General features: G+C 71.8%; 22 protein-coding genes. 9 read left to right on the top strand and 13 right to left on the bottom strand.

Features of this window, described 5'->3' with window-relative positions; all coding sequences use genetic code 11:
* The first annotated feature begins 92 nt into the window (after window positions 1-92).
* Entirely contained in the window at window positions 93-944 is an 852-nt protein-coding gene (locus O7626_RS16510; protein ID WP_278062057.1) for an SAM-dependent methyltransferase, read from the top strand.
* Between the two features lie 93 nt (window positions 945-1,037).
* Here the strand turns inward: O7626_RS16510 and O7626_RS16505 are convergent, their stop codons facing one another.
* Window positions 1,038-3,431, bottom strand: coding sequence for a M64 family metallopeptidase (locus O7626_RS16505; protein ID WP_278062056.1), 2,394 nt, complete (start codon window positions 3,429-3,431; stop codon window positions 1,038-1,040).
* Window positions 3,432-3,565: 134 nt separating this feature from the next.
* Here O7626_RS16505 and O7626_RS16500 point away from each other — a divergent pair, with 134 nt between their 5' ends.
* The gene (locus O7626_RS16500; protein WP_278062055.1) at window positions 3,566-4,600 is read left to right on the top strand and encodes an SAM-dependent methyltransferase; all 1,035 of its coding nucleotides are present in this window, start codon (window positions 3,566-3,568) and stop codon (window positions 4,598-4,600) included.
* Window positions 4,601-4,668: 68 nt separating this feature from the next.
* Here O7626_RS16500 and O7626_RS16495 read toward each other — a convergent pair whose 3' ends face one another.
* On the bottom strand, window positions 4,669-5,604 hold the full coding sequence (locus O7626_RS16495) for a peptidoglycan DD-metalloendopeptidase family protein (protein WP_278062054.1): 936 nt from the start codon (window positions 5,602-5,604) through the stop codon (window positions 4,669-4,671).
* A 256-nt stretch (window positions 5,605-5,860) separates the two neighbouring features.
* Here O7626_RS16495 and O7626_RS16490 point away from each other — a divergent pair, with 256 nt between their 5' ends.
* The 5 genes from O7626_RS16490 to O7626_RS16470 all read left to right on the top strand — a co-directional run bounded on the left by O7626_RS16490 (window position 5,861) and on the right by O7626_RS16470 (window position 12,239).
* Window positions 5,861-6,967: an L-dopachrome tautomerase-related protein gene (locus O7626_RS16490; RefSeq protein ID WP_278062053.1), complete on the top strand. Its 1,107-nt coding sequence runs from the start codon at window positions 5,861-5,863 to the stop codon at window positions 6,965-6,967.
* A 279-nt stretch (window positions 6,968-7,246) separates the two neighbouring features.
* Window positions 7,247-7,507: a phosphopantetheine-binding protein gene (locus O7626_RS16485; protein ID WP_278062052.1), complete on the top strand. Its 261-nt coding sequence runs from the start codon at window positions 7,247-7,249 to the stop codon at window positions 7,505-7,507.
* Complete coding sequence (locus tag O7626_RS16480; protein ID WP_278062051.1) at window positions 7,497-8,711, top strand: beta-ketoacyl synthase N-terminal-like domain-containing protein; 1,215 nt, start codon at window positions 7,497-7,499, stop codon at window positions 8,709-8,711. The genes O7626_RS16485 and O7626_RS16480 overlap by 11 nt, the downstream gene beginning before the upstream one ends.
* 1 nt (window position 8,712) lies before the next feature.
* A complete protein-coding gene (locus tag O7626_RS16475) occupies window positions 8,713-10,122 on the top strand; it encodes a beta-ketoacyl synthase N-terminal-like domain-containing protein (RefSeq protein ID WP_278062050.1) in 1,410 nt (469 codons plus the stop codon).
* A complete protein-coding gene (locus O7626_RS16470; RefSeq protein ID WP_278062049.1) occupies window positions 10,044-12,239 on the top strand; it encodes an AMP-binding protein in 2,196 nt (731 codons plus the stop codon). The genes O7626_RS16475 and O7626_RS16470 overlap by 79 nt, the downstream gene beginning before the upstream one ends.
* A gap of 154 nt (window positions 12,240-12,393) precedes the next feature.
* Here O7626_RS16470 and O7626_RS16465 read toward each other — a convergent pair whose 3' ends face one another.
* Window positions 12,394-13,026: a TetR/AcrR family transcriptional regulator gene (locus O7626_RS16465; protein WP_278062048.1), complete on the bottom strand. Its 633-nt coding sequence runs from the start codon at window positions 13,024-13,026 to the stop codon at window positions 12,394-12,396.
* Window positions 13,027-13,188: 162 nt separating this feature from the next.
* On the opposite strand from O7626_RS16465, the gene O7626_RS16460 reads away from it, so the two are divergent.
* Window positions 13,189-14,043 (top strand): SGNH/GDSL hydrolase family protein, encoded by an 855-nt coding sequence (locus O7626_RS16460; RefSeq protein WP_278062047.1) that lies wholly within the window; start codon window positions 13,189-13,191, stop codon window positions 14,041-14,043.
* 1 nt (window position 14,044) lies between these two features.
* Window positions 14,045-14,503, top strand: coding sequence for a hypothetical protein (locus tag O7626_RS16455; protein WP_278062046.1), 459 nt, complete (start codon window positions 14,045-14,047; stop codon window positions 14,501-14,503).
* A gap of 127 nt (window positions 14,504-14,630) precedes the next feature.
* On the opposite strand, the gene O7626_RS16450 is transcribed toward O7626_RS16455, so the two are convergent.
* From O7626_RS16450 to O7626_RS16405, 10 genes are all read right to left on the bottom strand, one after another.
* The gene (locus O7626_RS16450; protein ID WP_278062045.1) at window positions 14,631-15,551 is read right to left on the bottom strand and encodes an ABC transporter permease; all 921 of its coding nucleotides are present in this window, start codon (window positions 15,549-15,551) and stop codon (window positions 14,631-14,633) included.
* A complete protein-coding gene (locus tag O7626_RS16445) occupies window positions 15,551-16,489 on the bottom strand; it encodes an ABC transporter permease (protein ID WP_278062044.1) in 939 nt (312 codons plus the stop codon). The genes O7626_RS16450 and O7626_RS16445 overlap by 1 nt, the downstream gene beginning before the upstream one ends.
* Window positions 16,486-17,571 carry an ABC transporter ATP-binding protein gene (locus O7626_RS16440; protein WP_278062043.1) on the bottom strand — a complete coding sequence of 362 codons (1,086 nt, stop codon included), beginning with the start codon at window positions 17,569-17,571 and terminating at the stop codon, window positions 16,486-16,488. Before O7626_RS16440 ends, O7626_RS16445 begins: the two co-directional genes overlap by 4 nt.
* Window positions 17,568-18,782, bottom strand: a complete 1,215-nt coding sequence (locus O7626_RS16435; protein ID WP_278062042.1) for an extracellular solute-binding protein — start codon at window positions 18,780-18,782, stop codon at window positions 17,568-17,570. Before O7626_RS16435 ends, O7626_RS16440 begins: the two co-directional genes overlap by 4 nt.
* Window positions 18,783-19,015: 233 nt before the next feature.
* Complete coding sequence (locus O7626_RS16430; RefSeq protein ID WP_278062041.1) at window positions 19,016-19,186, bottom strand: hypothetical protein; 171 nt, start codon at window positions 19,184-19,186, stop codon at window positions 19,016-19,018.
* A gap of 330 nt (window positions 19,187-19,516) precedes the next feature.
* Window positions 19,517-21,178, bottom strand: coding sequence for an extracellular solute-binding protein (locus O7626_RS16425; protein WP_278062040.1), 1,662 nt, complete (start codon window positions 21,176-21,178; stop codon window positions 19,517-19,519).
* 51 nt (window positions 21,179-21,229) lie between these two features.
* On the bottom strand, window positions 21,230-22,126 hold the full coding sequence (locus tag O7626_RS16420) for a carbohydrate ABC transporter permease (RefSeq protein WP_278062039.1): 897 nt from the start codon (window positions 22,124-22,126) through the stop codon (window positions 21,230-21,232).
* The gene (locus O7626_RS16415) at window positions 22,123-23,013 is read right to left on the bottom strand and encodes an ABC transporter permease subunit (protein ID WP_278062038.1); all 891 of its coding nucleotides are present in this window, start codon (window positions 23,011-23,013) and stop codon (window positions 22,123-22,125) included. Before O7626_RS16415 ends, O7626_RS16420 begins: the two co-directional genes overlap by 4 nt.
* A 275-nt stretch (window positions 23,014-23,288) precedes the next feature.
* Window positions 23,289-24,179: a hypothetical protein gene (locus tag O7626_RS16410; protein ID WP_278062037.1), complete on the bottom strand. Its 891-nt coding sequence runs from the start codon at window positions 24,177-24,179 to the stop codon at window positions 23,289-23,291.
* On the bottom strand, window positions 24,176-24,925 hold the full coding sequence (locus O7626_RS16405) for a hypothetical protein (protein WP_278062036.1): 750 nt from the start codon (window positions 24,923-24,925) through the stop codon (window positions 24,176-24,178). Before O7626_RS16405 ends, O7626_RS16410 begins: the two co-directional genes overlap by 4 nt.
* Window positions 24,926-24,986 lie beyond the last annotated feature (61 nt).

Raw genomic sequence — 24,986 nt, 5'->3', positions numbered from 1 at the left:
ACCCGTTCCGCCTCGACACCGCACCATGGAGGGTCGATGGACGGGCTACTCTGAGGCGTCCGTCCCTCGACCCGTACGGAGAGCTGACCCCTGTGACCGCCCCCAACGACGGAGGGTATCCCGCCTTCCCGATCGACGTGCCGACCTCGGCCCGGATGTACGACTACTCGCTCGGTGGCAAGGACAACTTCCCGGCGGACCGGGCAGCCGTACTCTTCGTCAACTCGCAGGCCCCGTCCAGCCTGGACGTGACCCGGGAGAACCGGCTCTTCCTCTACCGCGCCGTCCGGTTCCTCGCCCGCGACCTGGGCATCCGGCAGTTCCTCGACCTCGGCAGCGGGCTGCCGACCCAGCAGAACGTGCACGAGGTGGCCCAGCGGTTCCAACCCGGTGCCCGGGTGGTCTACGTCGACTCCGACCCGATCGTGCTGGCGCACGGGCGCGCGCTGCTGGCCGACGACGAGACGACCCGGGTGATCGCCGCCGACGTCACCGCGCCGGAGCACATCCTCGCCGACAGCGACGTCCGAAAGATGATCGACTTTACCGAGCCGGTCGCCGTGCTGCTCCTGTCGGTGGGGCACTCGATCGTGGACGACGACAAGATCCGGCACATGCTGGCGGTGCTGCGCGAGGCGATGACGTCGGAGAGCTACCTCGGCTACTCACAGTTGGCCGGCACCGACCAGGCCGGGGTGGACGCCGGCAACGAGATGGTGCGCAAGATGGGCATCACCTGGAAGAACCGCATGGTGCACGAGGTGGCCGACTTCCTGCGCGACTTCGAGCCGGTCGAGCCGGGACTGGTGAACGTCAAGCACTGGCGTCCGGACCCGACCCAGCCGCCGCTGGCGCCGGTCGACGAGGCACTCCGGCCCTACCTTGGCAGGGGCGCGGAGGAGACCCGGTTCTACGAGTACGGCGGAGTCCTGCGCCGACCCTGACCGGCCACCTGGCCGCAGCGGGCCCGCGACGTTCGGCCGCAGCGCTGGGACGGTGCCGGAGCACCGTCCCAGCGGGCGTCACGCCGGGTCCGGTCAGAGCCGGGCGCAGTCGCCGGAGCGCTGCCCCCGGACCTCGTTGCGGGCGCCGAAGTCGGCGACCCTGCCGTTTCCGGTGCAGGTGAGCGACCCGGTGATCCGGTTGCCGACCAGCGCCAGCCCGTGCTCACCGGCGGCGTTGCCGGTCAGCCGGACCGCGCCACTGAACGTGCTGCCGGCACTCGTCACCGAGCCGGTGGTCCCGTGCAACCGCACCGAGCCGCTGACCGTGGTGCCGAGGAACTGCACCACCGCCGCCCGGTCGGCGCTGATCCCACCGGCGACCGCCCCACCGGAGACCACCAGCGAGGCACCGGGACGTACGCTGATCCGGCCGGCCACCCGGGCGTTGTCCAGGCAGGTCACCCCGGCCTGCAGGGTCAGGTCGCCGGCCCGGCTGCCGGAGATCGTCCGGGTGCAGGCCGGCGCGGAGCCCGGCAGCACGGTGGCCCGGAACTCGGCCGCCGGGCCGATGTTGCCGGCCGCGTCGATCGCCCGGTGCTCGACGGTGTGCGTGCCGTAGCCCGGCTCGGTCCGCTCGAAGACCGCCCTGGAGAGTCCGCCCGAGCCGAGGTTGCCGTAGACAAGCGACTTCACCACCGTGCCGGTCGGGCTGAACAGGAACGGCGTACCCGCCGGGGCGTCCGGCCAGCCGAAGTAGTTGAACCAGCCGTCCCGGTCGAGCCGGAACTCGCCGACGGTGTAGCCCGGCCGGTCGTCGGTCGGGTCCAATCCCATGGTGAACCGTTCGAAGTAGACGTGGTGCCGGGTATCCCCGGCCAGCGTGGCGACCGGGGTGGAGAGCGTCGCGGTGGTGCCTCCGGCCACGTTGTCGACGGTCCAGGCGAGGGTCTGCGTGCCACCGTCCGGAGCAACCGGGTCGGTCACCGTGGCGGTCAGCCGGTAGCTGCCCGGGGCCAGCCGCAGCGTGCCCAGGTCGAGGTTGCGGCTGTTGTGCGGGTTCGGCAGCACCTTCCCGTCCAGCCGCCAGGTCACCGCCAGCACCCGGTCGACCGGGTGGGTCGGCTCGACGTACACCACGTCCTGACCGCCGACCGGGCGCTCGGTCGGGGTGGCGGCGGTGAAGCCGACCTGCACCGGCGTCGGCGGGGTCGGCTCGGCGCCGACGGTCCACTGCCGGCTCTGGGTCAGCGCCGGCCCGTTCCGGATCGCCGGGTCCCGGACGAATTCGGTCGGGTCGGAGACCGTCACCCGTACGACGGCGCCGGCTTGCACGTCGAGGTCGGCGAGCGCGAGGTTCCTGCTGTTGTGGGTGGCCGGCACCGGCACCCCGTCGACCGCCCAGCGCACGTCGAGTTCGTGGTGGACCGGGTGCTGCGTCTCCACCCAGAGCACGTCGGTGGGCCCGACCGGCCGGTCGGTGCGGGTCGAGGAGAGCGCCATCGCGTCGGTGTCCCGGCGGCCGGAGATCCGCTGCGCCATGATCTCCCGGCTCACCTGGTCGTAGTGGAAGCCGAGCCAGCGCATGATCGAGTGCTCGCTGGGCCGCCAGACGTCGGAGCTGGCGTACATGCCGCTCTCGTGGCGGCCGATCGTGCCGCCGGACTCGCTCTCCTCGCCGAGCCAGCGCCACCACTTCGCTTGCTGCGCGACCATCTGCTGCTCCGTGAGCCGGGTGTGGTGCCGGGAGCCGGGCTCGGCGCAGTCGTCGGTGCAGTACGGGCCGCCGGGGTCGGGCCGGTTGTAGTACGGGTACTCGTCCTGGAGCTGGCCAAGCGAGTGACCCAGCTCGTGCGGGCTGATCAGCGGACCCTGCGGGGCGCCGCCCGAGGTGGTCGCGTTGGTGCCGCCGATCCCGCCGTACGTGTCGGTGTTGGCGATCGCCAGGATCTGCCGGTTGCTGGCGGTCACCCCGAGCGGGGCGACGAGCTGCTGGAGATAGCGGTCCAGCGCACTCGTGCCGTACGGCTGGAAGGTGATCCCCCGGGCCAGCGGATTCGTGCAGCCGTCCGCGTAGTGCAGCCCGAGCGGGGTGATCCGGTCCGGGGCCGGCGGGTCGTCGTCCGGGTCACAGCGGATTCCGGACTCGCCGGAGACGATCTCGATCACGTAGACGTTGAAGTAGTTCCGGTAGCCGCGGTACGGCTCGATGCTCCACTGCACGTTCAGGTGCCGGTCCACGTCGGCGTGGAACTTCGGCAGCTCGGCCGCGGTGTAGCCGTCGCCGAGCAGGATCAGGTTGAGCCGCTCGCTGGCCGGGCCGGTGACCTGGAGCGGGACGAGCCGGGCGCTGCCCACCTCGGGATCGGCGGCGGCCGGACCGGGTTGGGCCAGGCCGAGCAGCCCGGCCAGCAGGGTCAGCGGGGCGAGGACGGCGAGCCTCCGCCGGCCCAGCGGTACGCGGGAACGACAACGATCGACATGGATCATCGGGGAAGGCTAACCCGGTGCCGGCCGGCCGGTCATCCGTCAACTGCCGCAACCCGACCCGCTCGATTTCCTCCGCCGGTTCCTCCGCGACTAGCATCTACCGGTCGCGAACGTCTGAGCTGCTGGAAGGGCCGATGAGCCGGTACGCCTTGTTGATCTCCCCGTCGTCGAACCGGGTCTACGCCGACGCCTCGGTGGCGCTGACCCGGACCGAGTTGGCGGTCTTCGACCGGGCCGTGCTCGGCGGCCGGCTCACCGACATCACCGAGACCGTGTTCGGCGGCGCCCGCTACGTCACCTTCACCGCCGACGGGCTGGACGACCGCGACCTCGGATACCTGGCCAACCTGTCGTCGATCTACGTGCTCTTCGAGGTCGCCGGCGAGCTGCTCCGGCCGGTCGAGCTGCGCCCGCTGGACCGGTTCGACGACGACCTGCTGACCATCCCGAAGTATCCCGGCAAGACCAACGAGCAGTTCACCAAGCTGCTGCTCAACGTGACCCTGCTCGCCTCGGACTTCGCCCCGGAGATGCTGGAGCGCAGGTTCCGGGTGCTCGACCCGCTCTGCGGGCGGGGCACCACGCTGAACCAGGCGCTGATGTACGGGTACGACGCCGCCGGGGTGGACCACGACCGGGCGGACTTCGAGGCGTACGCGACGTACATCCAGACCTGGTGCAAGCGCAAGCGGATCAAGCACCGCGCCGAGTCCGGGCCGGTACGCCGGAACCGGCAGGTGGTGGCCCGGCGGTTGCAGCTCGAACTCGCCCCCGACAAGGAGTCCTACCGGGCGGGCCGGACCCAGCGGCTGGACGTGGTGCAGGTGGACACCCTGCGCAGTGCCGAGTTCTTCCGCCCCGCCAGCCAGGACCTGCTGGTGGCGGACGCCCCGTACGGCGTACAGCACGGCAGCCGCAGTGCCGGGCGCGGGTTGGCGCGCAGCCCGTTGGCCCTGCTCGCCGAGGCGGTGCCGGTCTGGGCCGGGCTGCTCCGGCCGGGCGGTGCGCTCGGGATCGCCTGGAACACGAATGTGGCCCGCCGGGAGGAGGCGGCCGGAATCCTCGCCGACGCCGGCCTGGAGGTGCTGGCCGACGGCCCGTACCTGGATTTCGCGCACCGGGTCGACCAGGCGATCGTCCGGGACGTCCTGGTCGCCCGCCGGCCCTGACGCCTACGGCGGTAAGGAAGGGCCCCTTCTACAACAGAAAACGATAAGAAGGGGCCCTTCCTTACAGCTCAGTAGCTGCAACCGCTGGTGGGCAGGCTGCTGGCGGCGGGCGGGGTGGCGCCGTCGTAGAGGGCGAGCAGGAAGTTCTGCGGGCAGCGCCGGGTGCTGCCGGTCCGGATGCCGCAGTGCAGGTGCGGGCCGGTGGAGTTGCCGGTGTTGCCGGTCGAGCCGATCCGCTGCCCGGCCGTGACGGTGGCACCGGACGCCACCGACCAGGCGAAGAAGTGGCAGTAGGTGTAGATCGCCCCGTCGGTGCCGGTTAGGTTGATGCCCTGCCCGCAGCTGCTGTCGTCGATCCGGACCACGGTGCCGGCCCGGACGGCGTACGCGGCGGTGCCGGTCGGCACCGGCAGGTCGATCGCCGGGTAGTCGTGGTGCGGGTCGTCGTACTCGCTGCGCGGCAGCGCGGTCCGGGGCAGCGGCAGCGAGAAGCTGGTGCCGGCGGTGGCGGTGGTGATCCGGACCGCGTCCGCGACGACGTAGCCGGTGCCGCTGGTCCACCGGCTGACCCCGACCGCGTTGTAGTCGCCGGCCGCCAGCGGGAAGGTGCCGAGGGCGACCCACCGGCCGCCGTTGCCGCGCTGGTTGACCGGGACGCTCTGGTTGCCGCCGGTGGTGGCGACGACGAACGGGGTGGCGTTGTTGTAGCCGGAGTCGGCCGGATAGAAGACCTCCACCAGGTAGTTGCCGGCACTCGGCACGTCGACCTTGAACCAGGCCACGTCGCTGGCGGTGGTGTCCGGGGTGGCGAACCGGTAGTCGGGGCCCTGCCGGTCGGCGGACCAGGTGGACGTACCCCAGTTGGCGCTGGCGGTGAAGCGGCCGACGGTGGCGTTGTCGACGGTGACCGTCGCGGCGCTGGCGGGGGTGGCCGTGAGCAGGATCGGGGCGGCGAGCGCCGCCGCGGCGAGGATGGCCAGGCTGCGGGCGTGTCCGGTTCTCATTCGGGATCCTCCGACGCGGGCGGGGCCGGCGGGGGTGGGGGAGAGTTGAAGGTATTTGACCAATCGCCGGCCATCTTGGAAAGACTTCTACATCGACGTCCGACTGTGCCACACGGCGCAGCGGCGGCGGATCGAATATGGCGCCAAATCTGGCTATCTCGGCATCCGGTGCCAGCGCTCGGCTTACAGTGGCGGGGTGGTCGGGCCGGTCGCCGGCTCGACCGGTCGGCGTGCGGGCGGGGCCACGGGGGGCCGGATGAGCGACGAACTGACCAGCGAGCAGCCGGTCGGCCGGCTGGAGACCGTGCACACCTTCTCCGGCGCCATGCCCACCGGGGTCACCGTCTCCCGGCAGGGGCGGATCTTCGTCAACTTCCCGCGCTGGGGCGACCAGGTGCCGGCCACCGTCGCCGAGCTGCGGGACGGAGACTGCGTGCCCTATCCCGACCAGGACTGGAACACCCCGGACGGCGACGGCGACGCCGGCTCCTTCGTCTCGGTGCAGAGCGTCGTCGTCGACCCGACCGACCGGCTCTGGGTCCTCGACACCGGCAGCCCGATGTTCCGGCCGACCAGCCCCGGTGGCCCCAAACTGGTCTGCGTCGACCTCGACACCGACCTGGTCACCCGGACCATCGTCTTCCCCGCCGACGTGGCACTGCCCACCTCCTACCTCAACGACGTCCGGTTCGACCTGCGCCGCCGCTCGGCCGGGGTCGCCTTCATCACCGACTCGTCCAACTCCGGTCCGAACGGGATCGTGGTGGTGGACCTGGCCAACGGCACCGCCTGGCGCCGGCTGCACGACCACCCGTCCACCAAGGCCGAGACGCTGGCCACGTTCCGGCCACTGGTCGAGGGGCAGCCGTTCCTGATGTGCCCGCCGGACGGGCCGCCGAGCCCGGTGAGCATGGGCTCCGACGGGATCGCGATCTCCGCCGACGGCAGCCGGCTCTACTACTGCCCGCTCGCCTCCCGCCGGCTCTACAGCGTCTCGACCGACGCGCTCGTCGACCGGGCGGCCGACGACGCCGAGGTGGCGGCGACGGTCCGGGACGAGGGGGACAAGGGCTCCGCCTCCGACGGCCTGGAGAGCGACGACGCGGGCCGGATCTACCTCACCGCGTACGAGCAGAACGCGGTACTGCGCCGGCACCCCGACGGGCGCTTCGAGACCCTGGTACGCGACCCGCGGCTGCTCTGGCCGGACACCATGAGCGTCGCCGCCGACGGGTACCTCTACGTCACCGCCAACCAACTGCACCGACAGGCCGACTACTCCGGCGGGGTCGACCGGCGGCGCCGCCCGTACGCCCTGTTCCGGATCGGTCTCGACGCCGGCCCGGTGGCGCTGCTGCCCTGATCCACCGCGTCCCGATCATCCTGCAATGATCAACGACAATGTCCACACCGGAACCGCTCATCATCCGACACCCCGGGGTCGTCCGGTGGCGACATCGGATTATCCGTTCCGGAGCGACCTGATCGGATTGCGGTAACGACCTGTTCGGCCGGAGCGAACAAACTCTTCGGTCGCATCTCCGGTGATTCCCGCTTCGTTTCCTTCCTGGAAAACTTCACTGTGAGCCCACCCGCAAGTTCCACGAAACGTGGCCGGCGGTGATCGGGAAGGGAGCCGGACTTGGCACAGCGAGACAGCGTGTCGGCCGCCGTCCTGCGGGACCTGGCGGCGGAAATCTTCGAGGTCAACCCGGACGAGATCACCGAGGGGGCGGCCTTCTACGAGGACCTCGGGATCGACTCCGTGCAGAAGGTCGAATTCGTCGTCCGGATCGAGCGGCAGCTCGGCGTACGGCTGACCGACGAGGAAGCGGCCGGACTACAGGACTTCGGCGACACCCTCGCCGTACTCCGGGATCGGGGCATCTCCGTTGGACCGTGACCGGCACCGGGCCGGCCGCCCGGCCGTGGTGGTCTCCGGAGTCGGCGCGGTCTCCGCCGCCGGCCTCGGCGCGGACGCGCTCTGGACGGCGGTGACCGGACGGCAGGTGCTCACCGGCCCGGTCACCAGGTTCGACATGTCCCGCTACCCGGCCCGGTGCGGTGCGGAGGTGCCGGCCGGCGCGGTGGACGACCTCGACGGGACGGTGCCCGGGCACGAGTCGCTGGCCGCCCGGTTCCTCGCGGCGGCCACCCTGGAGGCGCTGCGGCACGCCGGGGTGCCGGAACGGGACCGGACGCGCCGGTTGGGCGTCTTCACCGGCACCGTGATGGCCACCCGGCCGATCCTGGACCGGGGCGTCGCGGCGGGTCGGCTGGGCGTGCCGGGCAGTGGCTGGGCGACACCCGACCGGCTGCTGGACACCCTCCGCGAGGTGGTCGCCGTCACCGGCCCGACGGTGCTCTTCGCACCCGGCTGCGCGGCCGGGAACAGCGCGGTCTCCGCCGGGGTCCGGGCGGTCGCGACCGGCGAGGTCGACCTCGCGGTCTGCGGCGGCGTCTCCGAACTGTCCCTGGAGATCCTCGCCATGTTCACCTCGCTGCGCGCCCTCGCGGTCGACACCGTCCGGCCGTTCGACGTGAACCGGCGCGGCACCATCCCCGGCGAGGGCGCCGGGGTGCTGGTGCTGGAACGCGCCGACCGGCTCGCGGCCCGGGGCGGACGGCCACTGGCCCGGGTCCTCGCCTGCGCCGCCGCCGCCGACGCGCACAACCCCACCCAGCCGCACCCGGACGGCAACGGCCTGGTCTCGACCATCCACGGCTGCCTGGACCGGGCCCGGCTGACCAGCGACGACGTGGACTGGGTCTGCGCGCACGGCACCGGCACCCGGGCCAGTGACGGGATCGAGGCACGGGCGGTGGCCAAGGCGCTGGCCGGCCGGCGCCGCCCGGTGGTCTCCTCGGTGAAGGGGCAGTTCGGGCACGCCGAGGGGGCCGCCGCCGCCCTGGAGGCGATCGTCGCCGTACAGGCGCTCGCCGCCGACGTGGTGCCGGGCAACGTCACGCTGATCGAACCCGACCCGGCCTGCGGCGGCATCGACCTGGTCGAGCCGGCCGGTCGGCGGGCGCCGGTCGGGGTGGTGCTCAGCCAGGCGTTCGGCTTCGGCGGCGGGGTGTCGACGGTACTGCTCGGAAAGGACTGACGTGTCCCCGGTTGACGACTGTCTCGCCGTACGTGGCCTGGGGCTGCGACTGCCCGGCGTGAACGGGCCGGCGGACCTGGCCCGGCTGGTGGCCGGGGCGGCCCTGCCAGCGGCCCCGGTACGCCGCTTCGAGGCACCGGAGACCGATCTCGCCCCGCTGGACCGGCGCACGCACGCCCCGGTCGCGCCCCGGATCCCGGCCTCGGTCGCCGGCCGGGGGCTGCGCGCCCTGCCGGCGGAGTCCCTGCTCGCCCTCGCGGCCGCCGCCGACGCCGACGCGAGGTCGCCGGCCGGTCCACCCGACCCGTGGCCCGGCACCTCCCCACCCGACCCCGCCCTGACCAATTCCGACGGGCCGGACCTCGTCGAGGCCGGTTCCGTCGCGCCCGACCCCGTCGCGCCCGACCCCGTCGCGCCCGACCCCGTCGCGCCCGACCCCGTCGCGCCCGACCCCGTCGCGCCCGACCCCGTCGCGCCCGACCCCGTCGGGCCCGACCCCGTCGAGGCCGACCCCGTCGAGGCCGGGCCGGCGGCGGTGCTCTGGGCCAGTTCGAGCGCGGGCCTGGCCGAGTACGCCACCATCTGCGTCCAGGCCGCCACCATGGAGCCGGGGCTGAGCAGCCCGATCATCGGTCCCGCCTCGGCGTTCAACGGCCCGGCCGCGACCGTCTCCATCCGGCTCGGCCTGGACGGCCCGAACGAGACCACCACCGGTGGCAGCGCCGCCGGGCTGACCGCCCTGGTCGAGGCGGCCCGGCTGGTCGCGGACGGCGAGGCCGGCCGGGCGCTGGTCGGCGGCTCGGCGACGGTCAGCCGGTGGAGCCTGGCCGGACTCGCCGAGGAGTTCGTCGCCGCCGAGGGCGCGGCCTGCCTCGCCGTGGCACCGTGCCGGGACGGCGAGCCCGGCATCCGGCTGGGCCGGTTCCGCCGGACCAGCCTGGACCGCTCCGACCTGGCGGCACAGTGCCGCGCCCTGGTCCGGGCCGCCCGCCCCGCGGGATCGGGCAGGACGGCCGGACCGGTCCCCGCGACACCGCCGGCCCGCCGCACGCCCGAACGTGCCGTCCCGGCCGGCGGTGTCGCGGGCGGACCCACCGACGTCGCTCCGGTCGTCGTCTCCACCGTGCACACCGAACTGGTCGAGGCGCTCGCCGGAGAGGCCGGCCGGCCGGTCTGGCACCTCGAACGGTCGCTCGGCGACTTCGGGGCGGCCGGTGGCCTGCTGGCCGCCGCCTGTGCCGTCGCGTACTGCGCCAGCGTCCCGGCACCGGCGAGCCTGCTCGTACTGGCGGTCGAACCATCCGGCAACGCAGCCATCCTGGAGGTCTTCTCATGGTCAGCGCCAACCTCGTCGAGCGGCTGGTGGGGCGAGCACTCGCCTCGGGTGGAGGCGAGCGGGTCGCGTACCTGACCGGGGCGGGAGAGCGGCTCGGGTACGCCGAGCTGTACCGCGCGGTCCGCAGCTATGCGGCCCGACTGGCCGAGGCCGGAATCGGCCCCGGGACCCGGGGACTGGTGGTGGCCGACGACGCCCCGGCGACCGTGGCGGCGATCCTGGCCCTGTGGTGGCGGGGCGCCGTGGCGGTGCCGGTGAGCCCGATGCTGACCGGGGCGGAGCTCGGCTTCATCGCCGAGGACTGCCGGGCCGGCTTCCTGCACGCCGACGAGGCCGGCTCGGCGCGGGCGGACCAGGCCGGCCTCGGGCTGCCCCGAGGCGGTCCGGAGTGGCTCTCACCCGGCCCGACACCGTCACCGCCGCCGGTCACCCAGCCGCCGTCGGAGGTACTGCTGATCCAGTACACCTCGGGGAGCACCGGCAAGCCGAAGGGAGTACTGCACACCGGGGCCGGAGTCGCCGGGGTGCTGGCCGGCTTCGGCCGGCTCCTCGACCTGCGCCCCGCCGACCTGGTGCTCTCCACCGCCAAGCTCTCCTTCGGGTACGGCTTCGGCAACTCGCTGCTCTTCCCGCTCGCCGCCGGAGCCGGGGTACTGCTCAACCAGGGACCGCCGGACGTCTACCGGCTGGCCGCGACGATCGCCCGGCACCGGCCGACAGTGCTCTGCGCGGTGCCTCGGATCTACGCCGCACTGCTGGACCGGGCCGGGCAGGGCGACCCGACGGACCCGTCCGGCGCCCCTGACCTCGGCTCGCTCCGGCTGGCCGTCTCGGCCGGCGAGCACCTGCCGGCCGGGCTCTGTGCCGACTTCACCAGCACCTTCGGGGTGCCGCTGGTGAACGGGCTCGGCGCGACCGAGGTGCTGCACATCGTGCTGGCCACCCGGGGCAGCCAGCCCGGCTCGACCGGCCGGCCGGTACCCGGGGCCACCGTGAGCGTCCGGGACGACGCCGGCCGGGCCGTGCCGGACGGTACCGAGGGCCGGTTGCACGTGGCGGGCCCGTCGGTGGCCGCCGGCTACCTGGACCGTCCCGAGTCGGCGGCGCGGACCTTCGCCGACGGCGGCGCCTACACCGGCGACATCGTCCGGCGGGAGCCGGACGGGGAGCTGCGGTACGTGTGCCGGCACGACGACCTGATCAACATCGGCGGCTACAAGGTCTCGCCGCTGGACGTCGAGGCGGCCGTCCGGGATCTCGCCGGGCTCGCCCAGTGCGCGGTGGTCGGTGCCCGGGACCGGGCCGGGCTGGAGCAGGCGGTCGCCTATCTGGTGCCGGCGCCGGGCGTTGACCCGGGTGCGCTGCGCCGGTCCGCCCGGGCGGCGTTCCGGGCCGGGCTGCCGCCGCACAAGCGCCCTGCCGTCGTCGAGGTGGTCGAGGCGCTGCCGACCACCTCGACCGGCAAGCTCGCCCGGTTCCAGCTGCGCAGCCGGGCGGGCGAGCCGGTGACGGTCCGGATGCGGGTACTGCGCGACGGTCCCGGCCGGACCCTGGTCTGCATCCCGTACGCGGGCGGCTCCCCCGGGGCGTTCACCCGGCTGGCCCGGCACCTGCCCGGCTCGTGGCGGGTGGTGGCCGGCGAGGCTACCTACTCGGACGGTGCCACCGTCGCCGACGCGGCCCGCGCCTGGTGGCAGGCGGGCACCCCGTACCTGTCGGACGGGGCGGTGCTGTTCGGGCACAGCCTCGGCGCGGTGCTGGCCGCCGCGGTGGCGGACACCGCCGGGGACGGACTGGGCGGAGCCGAGGTGGTGCTCTCCGCCCCGCCGATGCTGCCCAGCACGCAGCGCCCGGCGCTGGTCTCCGACGACGACGAAACCCTGCTGGCCGGGCTGCGCAGCACCGGGCTGCTGCCGACCAGCGCACTCACCTCGGAGGAGATCACCCGACTGCTGCTACCCCGGTTCCGCCGGGACATCGCGCTCGCCCCGGACGGCTTCCAGGGGGTGCGCTCCCGGGCCGTGCACCTGCTGCTCGGCACCGACGACGGGCTCTGCACCCGGGACGCGGTCACCGCCCGGATTCCCGTCGACCGGATTGCCAGCCTGCACATGGTGCCCGGCAACCACTACTTCGTCGCCACCAACCCGGCCCGGACCGCCGAGGTGCTCGTCGGGATGTTCCGGGACTGACCAAATCGGCGTCGGCGAGCGGGGGTGGTGGCGGGCGGTCGGCCGGGATGTCCGTCGGGCCTACTGGAGCGCTGGTGCATGGGCGGGGCGGGCGAGCAGCGTGCGCGACCGCGTGCGCGGACCGGTCGCTGCGGGCGCCGGTCCGTACGGTCGGTCATCGGATCCGGTGCACGCCTGCTCTCGCTGCGGCGAGCGCAGCGGCCGCCGCCCGTTCGGCCACAAGGTCGTCGACCGGCTCGTGGGTGACCAGCATCCGGTAGTAAAGCGGTGCCCCGAGGCATCGGATCACCTCGGCCGGATCGGTATTCGCGGGCAGGTCCCCACGTTTGATGGCCCGCCGCACGGAGTCCGCAGCCTGGTCATTGCGGGCGCGGAAGAAGTCACGCAACGCGTCCGCCGCTCGCGGACTCTGCACCGCGGCGGCGATCACTCCGAGGATCATGGAGCGCTGTACGGGATTCGCGTGGAGGTGGCTGATGCCGAACGCTAGCTCCCGGAGATCCACCTCTATCGACCCGGTGTCGGGCAGCGGTACCTCGGTTCTGGCGAGCTCCCGAAGCAGTTCGGTGAGCAGGCCGGTCGTGTCGCGCCAGCCCCGGTAAACCGTGCTCTTGGCGACACCCGCAGTCTCGGCGACCCGTTCCATGGTCAACTCGGCATACCCGTGAGCCTGAAGTTCGGCACGGGTGGCGGCGAGGACGGCGGTACGTACCCGCTCGGCCCGTCCTCGCGGTCGGAGCATGCCCGGCTGAGGATGATCCAAAGTCAAAGAAAACTTCAGTTGCATTAGTGGCCTAGGGCAGTCTAGCATCAGACTTAACGAAACCGAGGTTCCATTACTCGCCGTCGGTGCGGCGGGCCCAACGCGGCTCGACGCGACGGCGACCAACCCACACTCAGGTACCACACGCCATGACAGCCCGACGACTCACGAGGGAAGGTCAGATAGATGAACACCGCAACGGGTGAGATGTGGCTACAGCACACTCACCTTGACAAGCTCTACGGCTACCTGCCTGGATTGGCCGACGCACTGCCGACGATCTTCGGCATGAGCAGGGCGGCGTACTCCGAAACCATCGAACGGTTCGCTGCGCAGGCTCGCGCGGCCGCAGCGGAGTTGCTGGCTGACCCGGCCTTCGCCACCCGCGTCGACGGGCTGCCCTTCCAGCCCGGCCAGACTGTGCTCGCATTGGGCGACAGCATTACCGACGACCTGCAGTCCTGGGCCGAGATCCTGCGTCACGTGTTGGACCTCCATCGCCCCGGCCACGGCGTACGGGTGGTAAACGCCGGACTCTCCGCGCACACCACCGCCATGGTTCTACGGCGCTGGCCCGCCACTCTTACCGCCGCGCGCCCCGACTGGATCATCTGCGCGCTCGGCGGCAACGACGTCACACGGGTCGGACCCGAGCCCACCAAGCCGCAGGTCAGCCGCAGTGAAAGCACCGCAAATCTGCATGAGCTGCGGCGCATCGCCGCCCACAGCACCACGGCCTCGTGGATCTGGATGACACCGGTGCCGGTGCGCGAGGATCGCATCTCCGAATATGCCGCATTCCGGTACGGCCAGTCGACCTGGCGGAACGACGACATTCTCAGGCTCGCCGAGGAGATCCGGGGTTTCGCCGACCCGGTCGTCGACCTCACCGCAACCTTCAAGGTGCCCGCCGATCCGCTCCTGCAGGGAGCGGACGGCGTGCATCCGACGATCGCGGGCCAGTCCGCGATCCTTCGAGCACTCGTGACCCACCTGAACGCAGGGGCCGGCACGACCGATCGACACACCGAGGAGGCCTAGCATGATCGGACTGAGCACTGCGACCTGGGCGCTTATGGTGGCCACGCTCGGCATGACCGCCATCGCCAGTGTCGGCTGCTACCAGGCACTGTTCGTCTTTCCGGAGTACTTCTCCGCACCACCAGCATCATTGCGCAGATATCAGTCCGACACGTCCTGGAAATTCTGGCTGCCAGTGCACGTGGTCACGCTCGCCGCCCTGGTAACCACTCTGATCACCAACGGTTCCAGCAACCGGTTCGGGCTGATGCTCGTCGCTACCGCGTGCTACGCCGCCGCCTGGATCGCCACCGCTATCTGGTTCATTCCCGGCGTCATCGAATTCAACAAGGTCGACGTGGACGGTCCGGCATCGCCCGAACTCGCCGAGCGGGGCCGCCGTTGGCAGCGTCAGTCGGTGAGCCGCCTGGTGTTGCTGCTCGCGGCGGCGGTCCTGCTCACAATCTCCCTTGGCGGCTGAGGATTCGGAGGGGGCGCCAGGACCGCCAGAGCCGCACGAAACGTCGGTGAGCGGGGCTCGGGCTAGCGGGCCGTGAAGACAGTGGTCACGGCCCGCGAGCCCGGTGGTGCTGGGCGTCGACGGGACCTCAGTCGTTGTCCTCCCTGACCCGGGCGACCAGTTGGGTCGGATTGACGAACCGCAGTGCGATCACCAGCAGCACCAGCATCATCGCGGTGTACATGACCGCCATCGCGTCGATCGACTGCTGCGCCCGGATACCGGCCGCCGACATCGAGTAGTACAGCGCCACCACCAGGGTCTGGGAGTCCGGCCCGGCGGTGAGGAAGGTCAGCTCGAACATCCCGACCGTGCGCACCAGCACCAGGATCGAGGCGGCCAGGATGCCCGGGGTGAGCAGCGGGGCGAGGATCCGGACGAAGATCTGCCGGGTGCCCGCCCCGCACATCCGGGCCGCCCGCTCCACCGCCGGGTCGATCTGCTCGATGAACGGCGTCATGGTGAGGATCACGAACGGCACCGACGGCACCAGGTTGGCCAGTACCACCCCGGAGAGGTGGCCGGCGAAGCCGTACTTGTAGAGCACCGTCGCCAGCGGGATGCCGTAGGTGATCGGCGGCATCAGGATCGGCAGCAGGAACAGCAGGTAGAGCAGCCGCCGGCCGGGGAAGGAGCGGCGGGCCAGCACGTACGCGGCGGGCACCCCGAGCAGCACCGAGATGCCGACCACCAGCAGCGACACCTCCAGGGTCACCAGCAGCACCTGGAACAGCCCGAACTCCCGCCAGGCCTGGCCGTACCACCCGGTGGTGTAGCCCTGCGGCAGCCAGGTGTCGTACCAGCGCTCGCCGAACGAGCTGACCAGCACCGAGCCGATCACGCCGGCGAGGTTGACGAAGAAGAACGTCACCACGCCCCAGATCAGCCAGGCCGCCGGCCGGGCGACCAGACGTCGTCGACCCCGCGCCGGGTCCGGGCCGGCACCGGCCGCCGGAGTCGGACTTGGACTCGGGTTCGGGCTGAAGTTCGGGGCGGGTCCGGCAGCCATCAGCCCTTCCCTCCCGCCGTCGACCCGGTGTAGAGCAGCGCCCGCCAGCCGAGCACGGCCGCGATGACCAGCAGCTCGACCAACCCCATCAGCACCGCGATGGTGGCGGCCATCGGGTAGTCGTACCGGACGTACGCCGCGTCGTAGGCGGCGATCGAGATCACCCTCGTGGTGCCGGCCGGGTCGCCGACAAGCACCGCCGACGGGAAGACGCTGAACGCCAGCACGAAGGTGAGGCAGAACGTGGTGGCCAGGCCGGGCGCCAGCAGCGGCAGGGTGATCCGGCGGAACCGTTGCCACCAGCGGGCGCCGAGAGTGGCGGCGGCCCGCTCCAGCGACGGGTCGATCCCGGACAGGTACGACAGCACCAGCAGGAAGGCGAACGGAAAACCGGTGATGACCAGGGAGAAGAAGACGCCCCAGTAGTTGTTGGTGAGCCGGACCGGTTCGTCGGCCAGCCCCACGTCGAGCAGGATCCGGTTGAACCAGCCGGTCGGGCCGAGGAAATTGAGCAGCCCCTGCGCGGTGAGCACCGTGCCGAGGGTGATCGGCACCACCAGTACCGTGGTGAGCAGCCGTTTTCCGCGGAACCGGCCGCGCATCCGGTAGGCGATCGGCACCGACGCGGCGACGTTGAGCAGCGCCGCCGGCAGTGACAGCCGCAACGTCGTCCAGATGGTGTCCCGCTGGTACGGGTCGGCGAAGAACTCCTGATACGCCCCGAACGGCCCGCCCTCGGTCGGCTGGAACGACAACCCCACCCCGTACCCGAAGGGGTAGACGAACAGCACCAGGATGAAGAGCGCGGCCGGGGCGAGCAGCAGGAGTTGCCGGTCGATACCGCGCTCGGCCAGCCGGTGCCGCAACGCCACCCGGCCGGACGACCGCGCCCCGGCCGGCCGCTCGTCGGACCGGGGCGGGGTGGCGGTGGCGCTCACCGGTGGCCTCCGCCGGTGAGCGGGAAGACCAGCAGCCGGGCCGGATCCATCCCGATCCCGATCCGGTCGCCCAACCCGGGACGCCGGTCGGTACGCAGGTTGAACTGCACCCCCTCGGCGGTACGCGCCTCGACCGCCACGTCCCGGCCCTGGTACTCGACCACCTCCACGGTGGCCGGCACCCCCTCGTCCGGCCCGGTGATCCGCAGGTCCTCCGGACGCACCCCGGCGACCACCTCGGCACCGTCGGGCACCCGGCCGACCGGGGTGCCGACCAGCCGCATGCCCTGGCCGGTCACCACCACCTCGGACCCACCGCCCATCTCGGACCCACCGCCCACCTCGGCCCGCAGCCGCAGCAGGTTGCGGTAGCCCATGAAGTCGGCGACGTGCCAGTTCGCCGGCCGGGTGTGCAGCTCCTCCGGGGTGCCTACCTGCTGCACCCGCCCCTCGCGCAGCACGACCAGCCGGTCGGCCAGGGAGAGCGCCTCCTCCTGGTCGTGTGTGACGTAGACGGTGGTCAGCCCGAGCGACTGGTGCAGCCGTCGGATCTCGGTACGCATTTCCAGCCGCAGCTTGGCGTCCAGGTTGGACAGCGGCTCGTCCATAAGCACCAGCGCGGGCTCCAGCACCACCGCACGGGCGATGGCGACCCGCTGCTGCTGGCCGCCGGAGAGCTGTCCGGGCAGCTTGCCGGCGTGCTCCTCCAGCCGCACCAGCCGGATCGCCTCCTCGGTGCGGCGCCGGACCTCGGCCCGGGGCAGCCGACGCATCTGGAGGCCGAACGCGACGTTGCGGCGTACCGACATGTGTGGGAAGAGGGCGTAGTTCTGGAAGACCATCCCGAAGCCGCGCCGCTCGGCCGGCACCGTGTCGAGCCGGGTGTCGTCGGACCAGATGCTGCCCCGGGTCAGCGGAAGCAGGCCGGCGAGGCAGTTCAGCGCGGTGGACTTGCCGCAGCCGGACGGCCCGAGCAGGGCGATGAACTCGCCCCGCCGGACCGTCAGGTGCAGGTCGGTGAGCGCGTCGTGCCCGGCGAAGCTCCGGCCCACCCCGTCCAACCGCAACTCCGCGAAACTCATCTGGCAACCTTCGCGCCGCCGATTTCGCGGTCCCACCGGCTGAACGCCTCGACCAGGGCCTTGGCGTCCAGCGGTACCTCCAGCGGGTTGCCGGCGATCAGCTGCTCGTACTCCGGCCGGCCGTACCGCTCGATCGCCTCCCGGCTGGCCTGCGGTGCCATCGACAGCGGCACGTCCCTGATCGCCGGCCCGGGGTAGAAGTAGCCCTGGTCGTACGCCTTCGCCTGCTGCTCCGGGGTCAGCATGTGCTGCAACAGGGCCAGGATCGCGGCCTGCTTGTCCGTGGAGACGCCCTTCGGCACCACCGCGTAGTGCGCGTCGGTGACCCAGTGGAAGCCCTCCAGGGTGCCGATCTTCGCCTCCTCCGGCACGGTGCCGAGCACCCGCGGGTTGATGTCCCAGCCCGTCGTCGAGACGATGATCTTCGCTGACCCGTTGGCCAGGTTCTTCATCGTCTCTCCCGTGCCGGACGGATAGAGCCGGACGTACTTGTTCAGCTCGGCGAGGTACGCCCAGCTCTTTGTCCAGCCGTTGACCGGGTCCTTCGGGTTCGAGTCGCCGAGCAGGTACGGCAGTCCCATCAGGAAGGTGCGGCCGGGGCCGGAGTTGGACGGCCGGGCGTACTGCACCGCGCCGGGGTTGGCCTTGGCGTAGTCGAGCAGCCCCTGTGCCGTGGTCGGCGGGTTCGGTACCTTCGACGGCAGGTACTCGATCAGCGGGCCGGACGGGTAGTAGGTGACCGTCACCCCGTGGTCGCCGGCCAGCTTCTGCATCGCCGCCGCACCCGGCAGGTAGTTCGCCATTCCCGGCAGCCGGTCGGCGTGCGCGGGCAGCAGCGGAGTCCAGAGGTCCTGGTCGATGCCGGCGGCGAGCCCGTCCACTCCGGTCAGCACCAGGTCGATCTCGACCCGGTTCGCCTGCTGCTGGGCCTTGACCTTGCCGACCAGTTCCGGGGCGGGCGACTTGGAGTACGTCACCTTCGACACGGTGTCGGAGTTCTTCCCGACGAAGTCGTCGATCATCGACTGGGTGAGTTGCAGGTTGCCGGCGACGTCGAGGATGTTCAGTACGACAGGCGAGCCTGGCTTGTCCGGCACCGCGCCGCCGGTCGGTCCCGGTCCGGCGCTCTCCGGCGCACCGCAGCCGGTGGCGACCAGGCTCAGCGCGGTCAGGGCCGTGGCGGCGAACAGTCGGCGTTGGCTTCGACGCATGGGCATTCCTCTCTCTCGCTTTGGTGATCTTATGCCGGGGGCGGCGATATAAGAGGGCGTCCGATGAACCTTTTCAACGTCTCGCCGTAGCCCGTCGTGGCCGCAGGCGGAGGCCAGGCCCCGGCATCGGAGCGATCAAGACTGAATAGATTCAATGTCTGTCAGGGTGGTCCGCCCCGACCCCTCCGGGCCGGGACGGACCACCGATGCGACGGGTCTGACCGGACCGCCGCTCAGTGCCCGGTCCGCCGGCTGGCCGGCGGACCGAGATAGCTGTACGGCTGCTCGGCGGTCTCCACCACGAGCTGCTGCAGCACCGCGTAGCGCAGCCCCTCGGTCGGCAGCACGTTGTTGCGCGGCGACAGGTACGCCGAGACCCGCACCGGGCCGGGCGTCGGCGTCACTGTCGCCCGAAGCGGCGGCGGAGGCGGCGACGCCCGGCACCGTCATGAGGGCGAGGGCCAGTGACAGCAGTATCCGCCTGGCGAGCGGGCCGGCGGGACGGCGGGGGACGGGTGCCGGTGGACCGGCGGGGATGGACCTGCTCATTCAGCGCTTCGGGGCCGCCGTGTCGGGGGAGTATGACCGGACAATCGCGAGGGAGGTTCCGAGACTGTTCCGGAGCGGAATTTAGACATATATCGATGCCCGGTCAAGCGTGTGGCGTGCGGGGCGGCCGGCCCGCACGCACCCCGGTGACCGCTACCCGGACGGCCCGCTGTCGGCCCGTCGGCTCAGTCGCTGCTGTTCGCGATCGCCTCCTCGAACTCCCCGCGCACCTTGTCGCCGCCGGTGCTGCGCCACTGCTTCACGACCTCGTCCCAGGCCGAGACCGGCTTGCGTCCGCTGAGGATGTCCATCTGGGCGTCGTTGACGATCGTGCCGAGCTGCCCGGAGCGCCGGGACCAGGTGTCGGAGAAGAGCCCGAGGGTCGGGTCCTTCACCGCGGTTGGAATGATCGACTTCTGGTACTCGTAGGACCTGCGGGTCGCCTCCGGCTCACCCGGTATGAAGATCACGTCAGGGGCGTCCACGATGTAGCGGATCCCGAGTACCGTCTGGCTGACGCCGGCCTGGGTCAGCTGCGGTCCGCCGGCGGTCATCCGGTAGTGCACCCCGGCGACGCCGTACCGGCGCAGCAGCCACTCCTCGGTGCCGAACGGCGCGGCCAGCCAGTTGCAGACCTTCAACAGCGCCCGGATCCGGTTCTCGTCGGCCTTCTTGAAGGCGGTGAAGTTGTTCGTCGCCTGCGCCTGCCAGGTGGCCGCGAAGCCGCCTCCGCCGTGCCGGGGCGGGCGCATCCCGCCGATCTCGAAGTCCGGCCCGGCGATGTTCTCGGCGAAGAACTGCGGCCAGGCGGTGTACCGGTCGGTGATCATCAGCGCGCTGCCCGCGTTGAACCACTTCTTCGTCGGGGCGTTGTTGCTGAAGCTGTCCGGATGCACCACGCCGTCCTTGACCAGCCGGGCGGTGTCGGCGAGCGCCTGGTCGAACTCGTCGCTCTCGTACGCGCTGACCAGCCGGCCGCCCTCCAGCCGCCAGCGCCACGGGTTGCCGAGCATCTGCCGGACGAAGTCCAGCGGCGCCTGGGCCAGCGCCCAGCGGTTCGCCCCGGCGTCGGTGACCTCCCGGCAGACGTCCCGGAACTCGGCGTAGCTGCCCGGCTGGAGCTTGACGTCGAGTTCCTTGAACAGGTCGTCCCGGCGCATCATCATGGTGCCGCCGATGCCCCGGGGCACCGGCAGGCCGTAGATGCCGCCGTTGTACCGGCAGTCCCGCCAGGCTTCGGTGGGCAGGTTCGCCAGGAACGGGTAGTCCAGCACCGCGTCGCCGCCGAGGTACGGGGTGAGGTCCTGGCACTTCGCGGCGAGCCAGGCCGGCAGGTTCGCCGTACCGGCGGGCAGGCCGTTCGGGGTGAACAGCGCCGGCACGATGATGTCCGGCAGGTCGTCCCCGGCCACCAGGGTGGCGAACTTGGTCGGCATGTCGGGGTTGGGCACGATCGTCAGCCGCAGGTCGACGCCGAGCCGCCGGTTCATCTCCTGCCAGAACGGGTTCTGCCCGACCGCGGGCGGCACCGGCGAGTTGGTCAGCACGAAGGCGGAGAGTTCGCCGCCGTCGCCGGGCGGCCCGTCGGTGGCCCGCACCGGCGGGTCCGGGTACTTCAGGAAGGCGTCCAGCAGACCCTGCCGGTTGCCCTTCAGGTCCGCGGTGACCCCGGTGTACGGCAGGTAGCTCGGCAACGGGGCCGAGCCGCTGGCCCGGTTCTGGTCACCGTCGCCGGTGGTGTCGCCGTCGCCGCAGCCGGCGAGCAGCCCGGGGGTGGCGATCATGGCGGCGGTGCCGAGCGCACCGGTGAGGAATTGTCGGCGGCCGATCGCCGGATGGTTGGTCATCATGTGCTCCTTGGCATTCTGCCGGGGGGAATCGGGGGAGGAGGAGCGCTTTCAGCCCTTGACCGCGCCGACCAGTACGCCCTTGGTGAAGTGCCGCTGCACGAAGGGATAGACGACGAGGACAGGGACGATGGAGAGCACCAGGATGGCCATCTGGATCGCCTCCTGGGGCGGCAGTGCGGCGCCGGCCGCGCCGAGCTGGTCGACGCCGAGCTGGGTCTGGTTGACCACGTGGGTCCGCAGCACGAGCTGCAACGGCCACTTCGCGGTGTCGTTCAGATAGAGCAGGGCGCTGAAGAACGCGTTCCAGTACGCCACCGCGTAGAACAGCCCGATAACCGCGAGTACGGCCTTGCTCAGCGGCAGGACGATCCGGAACAGGATGGCGGCGTCACCGGCGCCGTCGATCCGGGCGCTGTCGACCACCTCCCGGGGCAGGTCCAGGAAGAACGCCCGCAGGATGATCACGTTGAACGCGTTGACCGCGACCGGCAGGATCAGTGCCCAGTAGCTGTCCAGCAGTCCGAGACTCTTCACCACCAGGTAACTCGGGATGATCCCCGGGGCGAAGAGCAGGGCCAGCAGCACCACCATCAGCAGCGGCCGGTGCGCCACCGACCGGGGTCGGCTGAGCCCGTACGCCAGCAGGATCGTGGTGGCCATGCTCAACGCCGTACCGGCGACGGTAATGAAGAGGCTGACCACGGTCGCCCGGGTCACCACACCGCCGGAGAGGATCGCGGTGTACGCGGCGAAGCTGACCTCGTCCGGCACCAGCACGAAGCCGCCGTCCCGGGTGATCTGGGCGTGCGTGGCGAGACTCGTCGAGACGATCCCGAGGAACGGTACGACCACCGCCGCGCAGCAGAGCGCCAGGACCACGCCCTTGAGTGCGCGTACCGGTCTCGACGGGGCGGCGACGCCCGCGATGGTGACCCGCCTGCTCATCGCTGGTAGACCCCCTGCTCTCCGAAGCGGTGGGCCAGCCGGTTGGCACCGAGCACCAGGAGCAGCCCGACCAACCCCTTGACCAGCCCGACGGCCGCGCTCACCCCCCAGTCACCGGCGAGGATCCCGTTGTTGTAGACGTACGTGTCGAGCACCTCGCTGGCGTCCGCTCCGACCGCCGGCTGCTGGAGCACGATCTGCTCGAAGCCGACGGTCAGCGCGTCGCCGAGCCGGAGGATCAGCAGCAGCACGATCAGGCCGCGCAGCCCGGGCAGGGTGATGTGCCACAGCTGCCGCCAGCGGGTGGCACCGTCCACGGCGGACGCCTCGTAGAGCGTGCCGTCGATCCGGGCGAGCGCGGCCAGGAAGAGGATCGTCGCCCAGCCGGCGTCCTTCCAGAGCACCTGGCCGGTGACCAAGGCGAAGAAGGCGTCCGGGTTGCTGACGATGCTCGCCGTGCCGAGGTCGTGGTCCCGGAGGAAGTTGTTGAGCAGCCCGCCGTCACCCAGCAACTGCATGAAGATCGCGACCACGATCACCCAGGAGAGGAAGTGTGGCAGGTAGAGGATGCTCTGCACGGTCCGTTTGAGCCGTTCGGACATCAGGCTGTCCAACAGCAGGGCCAGGGCGATCGGGGCGGGGAAGACGACGAGCACCTGGAGCAGGGTGATGACCAGCGTGTTCGTCAGCGCGTTGAGGAACGCCGGGTCGCCACTGACGATGATCCGGAAGTTGGCCAGGCCGGTCCACGGGCTGTCGACGATCCCGGCGTACGGCTGGTAGTCCTTGAACGCGATGACGTTGCCGAGCCACGGCAGATAGTGGAACGTCAGCAGGAGCGCGACGCCGGGTAGCGCGGCGAGCAGCAGGATCCGATCCCGCCGCACGCGGTCCCACCAGGACAAGCCGGCCCACCCCATTCAGTTCCGCCGGATTCGACACGTGGACACGATGGATCGCGACAGTGGCGGAAGTCGGCTGTTATATCCGGGTAAACCTAGGGTCGGCCCCGGTGGCCGTCAAGAAGTCGATCAATACAGAGCGCCGGTGCCTCCCGCGCCGCCCGACCGGCAGCCGACGACGCCGCGACCGAGCGAAGGAAGGGCCCCCGCATAGCGGATTTTGTAGATGCGGGGGCCCTTCCTAACACCAGATTCTCGACTCAGCCGGTCAGCACGGAGATCGCGGCGAGCAGGTAGAGGCAGCCGCCGAGGCTGACCGCGATCCCGGCGACCGCCGGCAGCCGGGCGGTCGCGGTGGCCGCCAGCGGCCAGCGTCGGGCCGTACCCGCCAGCAGGGCGAAGCCGCGGATGGTGACCACGCCGACCCCGGTCAGTGTGCCGGCCATCCCGACGCCGAAGGCGAGCACCAGGACCAGCGCGTCCAGGGCCCGCCCGGTCAACAGGCCGCTGACCAGCACCAGGAACGCCGACGGCGAGGGCAGCAGACCGCCGGACAGAGCCAGCACGGTCAGGCCGCGCTGCGACCACGGATCGGTCGGCGCCGGTACGCCGTGCGTGTGCCCGTGCTCGTGTTCCTGCGTGCGCTCGTGTCCGTGTCCGTGCCCGTGTTCGTGCTCGTGGGAGGGAGCGTCCGTGTGCGTGTCCGGGTGGCCGTGCCCGACGAGTACCCGGCGGTGCGCGTGCTCGTGCCCGTCGTCGTGCCCGTGGCTGTGGTCGTGGTGGTGGGCGGCGCGGCCCGTCAGGTGTCGCCAGCTCAGGTGTGCGCCGACGCCGATCACCAGCAGCCCGGCCAGCACCTGCATCCAGGCCGTCAGCGTCTTCGTGCCGAGGCTCGCGGCGCCGCTGAGGCCGACCCAGGCGAGCGCCAGCACCAGTACCGAGCAGGTGTGCATCGCCGCGACGATCACACCGAGCCGGATCGCGTCCCGGTATCGTCCCCGGGTGCCGACCAGGTACGCCGCCGTCACGCTCTTGCCGTGCCCGGGTGCGACCGCGTGCGCGACCCCGACCCCGAGCGCCACCACCAGGGCGAGCCAGAAGACTCCCTGGCCGTCGAAGAGCGCGACAAGCCGGCTCTCGAACCCGGTCACGACCGGCTCCGGGCGCTGTCGGATCGCGTCGGGCGGGTGCGGCCGGACCGGCGCAGCCGTACCGTGACCAGGGCCGCCACTCCGACCAGCAGGGCGGCGCCGACGCCGGCCAGGGCGCCCACGGTGCCGCGCGGCAGGCCGCCCGAGCCGGGGGTGAAACGTACCCGGTGGGTCTGCTCGGCGGCGGTGAAGAGCGCCCGTTCCGGGGCGGCCGGGGTACGGCTGGTCAGCATCGTCCGGTACGCCTCGTTCAGGTCGGTGAGCGCCCCGACGGTGACGTCGAGGTCGACCACCTCGGCCGGGCAGTCGAAGCGCAGCCGGGCGCCCTCGTCGAGCAGTCGGTCCAGGGTGTCGAGCCGACCCGGGCACCGGGCGCCGTCCTGCCGCACCGAGATGCGTTCCAGCAGGTAGTCGTGCACCCGGGGGGAACGCTGGAGCTTCTGCTCCCCGGTCAGGTCGGTGGCGACGGCTCCGGGTGCCGGGTCCTCGAAGGCGCCGAGCGACTGGCCGAGAGCCACCCAGTCGTCCTCGGCGGCGAGCCAGGCGAGGTCGACCCGGGAGCCGTGCACGCTTATTCGGGCGGTGGAGGGCGGGCCGAACGGGTGTGCGGCGGCCGGCGGCGCCGGGACGGCCAGCACGGCCAGGGCGGCCAGCACGGCGGATCCGGCGAACACCGCCAGCCGGATGGGCCCGGCGGGACGGGTCCGGGCGGGCCGGCCGGCCGGCGACGGGATGCGGGCGATCAAGAAAGTCTCCTGGGGTACGGACCGGGCCCGGACCACCGCCGACGGCGGTGGTCCGGGCCGA

It is taken from the genome of Micromonospora sp. WMMD1102, assembly GCF_029626265.1.
Lineage (GTDB): Bacteria > Actinomycetota > Actinomycetes > Mycobacteriales > Micromonosporaceae > Plantactinospora.
Note: the sequence above shows the minus strand (reverse complement) of the source record. Positions and strands in the feature narration are given on the sequence as shown.

Excerpts from the sequence above, each read along its gene's own strand:
- O7626_RS16495 (WP_278062054.1), bottom strand. The coding sequence starts at position 5,604 with ATGAGAACCGGACACGCCCGCAGCCTGGCCATCCTCGCCGCGGCGGCG.
- O7626_RS16500 (WP_278062055.1), top strand. The coding sequence starts at position 3,566 with ATGAGCCGGTACGCCTTGTTGATCTCCCCGTCGTCGAACCGGGTCTAC.
- O7626_RS16460 (WP_278062047.1), top strand. The coding sequence starts at position 13,189 with ATGAACACCGCAACGGGTGAGATGTGGCTACAGCACACTCACCTTGAC.
- O7626_RS16455 (WP_278062046.1), top strand. The coding sequence starts at position 14,045 with ATGATCGGACTGAGCACTGCGACCTGGGCGCTTATGGTGGCCACGCTC.
- O7626_RS16470 (WP_278062049.1), top strand. The coding sequence starts at position 10,044 with ATGGTCAGCGCCAACCTCGTCGAGCGGCTGGTGGGGCGAGCACTCGCC.
- O7626_RS16425 (WP_278062040.1), bottom strand. The coding sequence starts at position 21,178 with ATGACCAACCATCCGGCGATCGGCCGCCGACAATTCCTCACCGGTGCG.
- O7626_RS16505 (WP_278062056.1), bottom strand. The coding sequence starts at position 3,431 with ATGATCCATGTCGATCGTTGTCGTTCCCGCGTACCGCTGGGCCGGCGG.
- O7626_RS16490 (WP_278062053.1), top strand. The coding sequence starts at position 5,861 with ATGAGCGACGAACTGACCAGCGAGCAGCCGGTCGGCCGGCTGGAGACC.
- O7626_RS16465 (WP_278062048.1), bottom strand. The coding sequence starts at position 13,026 with ATGCAACTGAAGTTTTCTTTGACTTTGGATCATCCTCAGCCGGGCATG.
- O7626_RS16450 (WP_278062045.1), bottom strand. The coding sequence starts at position 15,551 with ATGGCTGCCGGACCCGCCCCGAACTTCAGCCCGAACCCGAGTCCAAGT.
- O7626_RS16435 (WP_278062042.1), bottom strand. The coding sequence starts at position 18,782 with ATGCGTCGAAGCCAACGCCGACTGTTCGCCGCCACGGCCCTGACCGCG.
- O7626_RS16420 (WP_278062039.1), bottom strand. The coding sequence starts at position 22,126 with ATGAGCAGGCGGGTCACCATCGCGGGCGTCGCCGCCCCGTCGAGACCG.
- O7626_RS16440 (WP_278062043.1), bottom strand. The coding sequence starts at position 17,571 with ATGAGTTTCGCGGAGTTGCGGTTGGACGGGGTGGGCCGGAGCTTCGCC.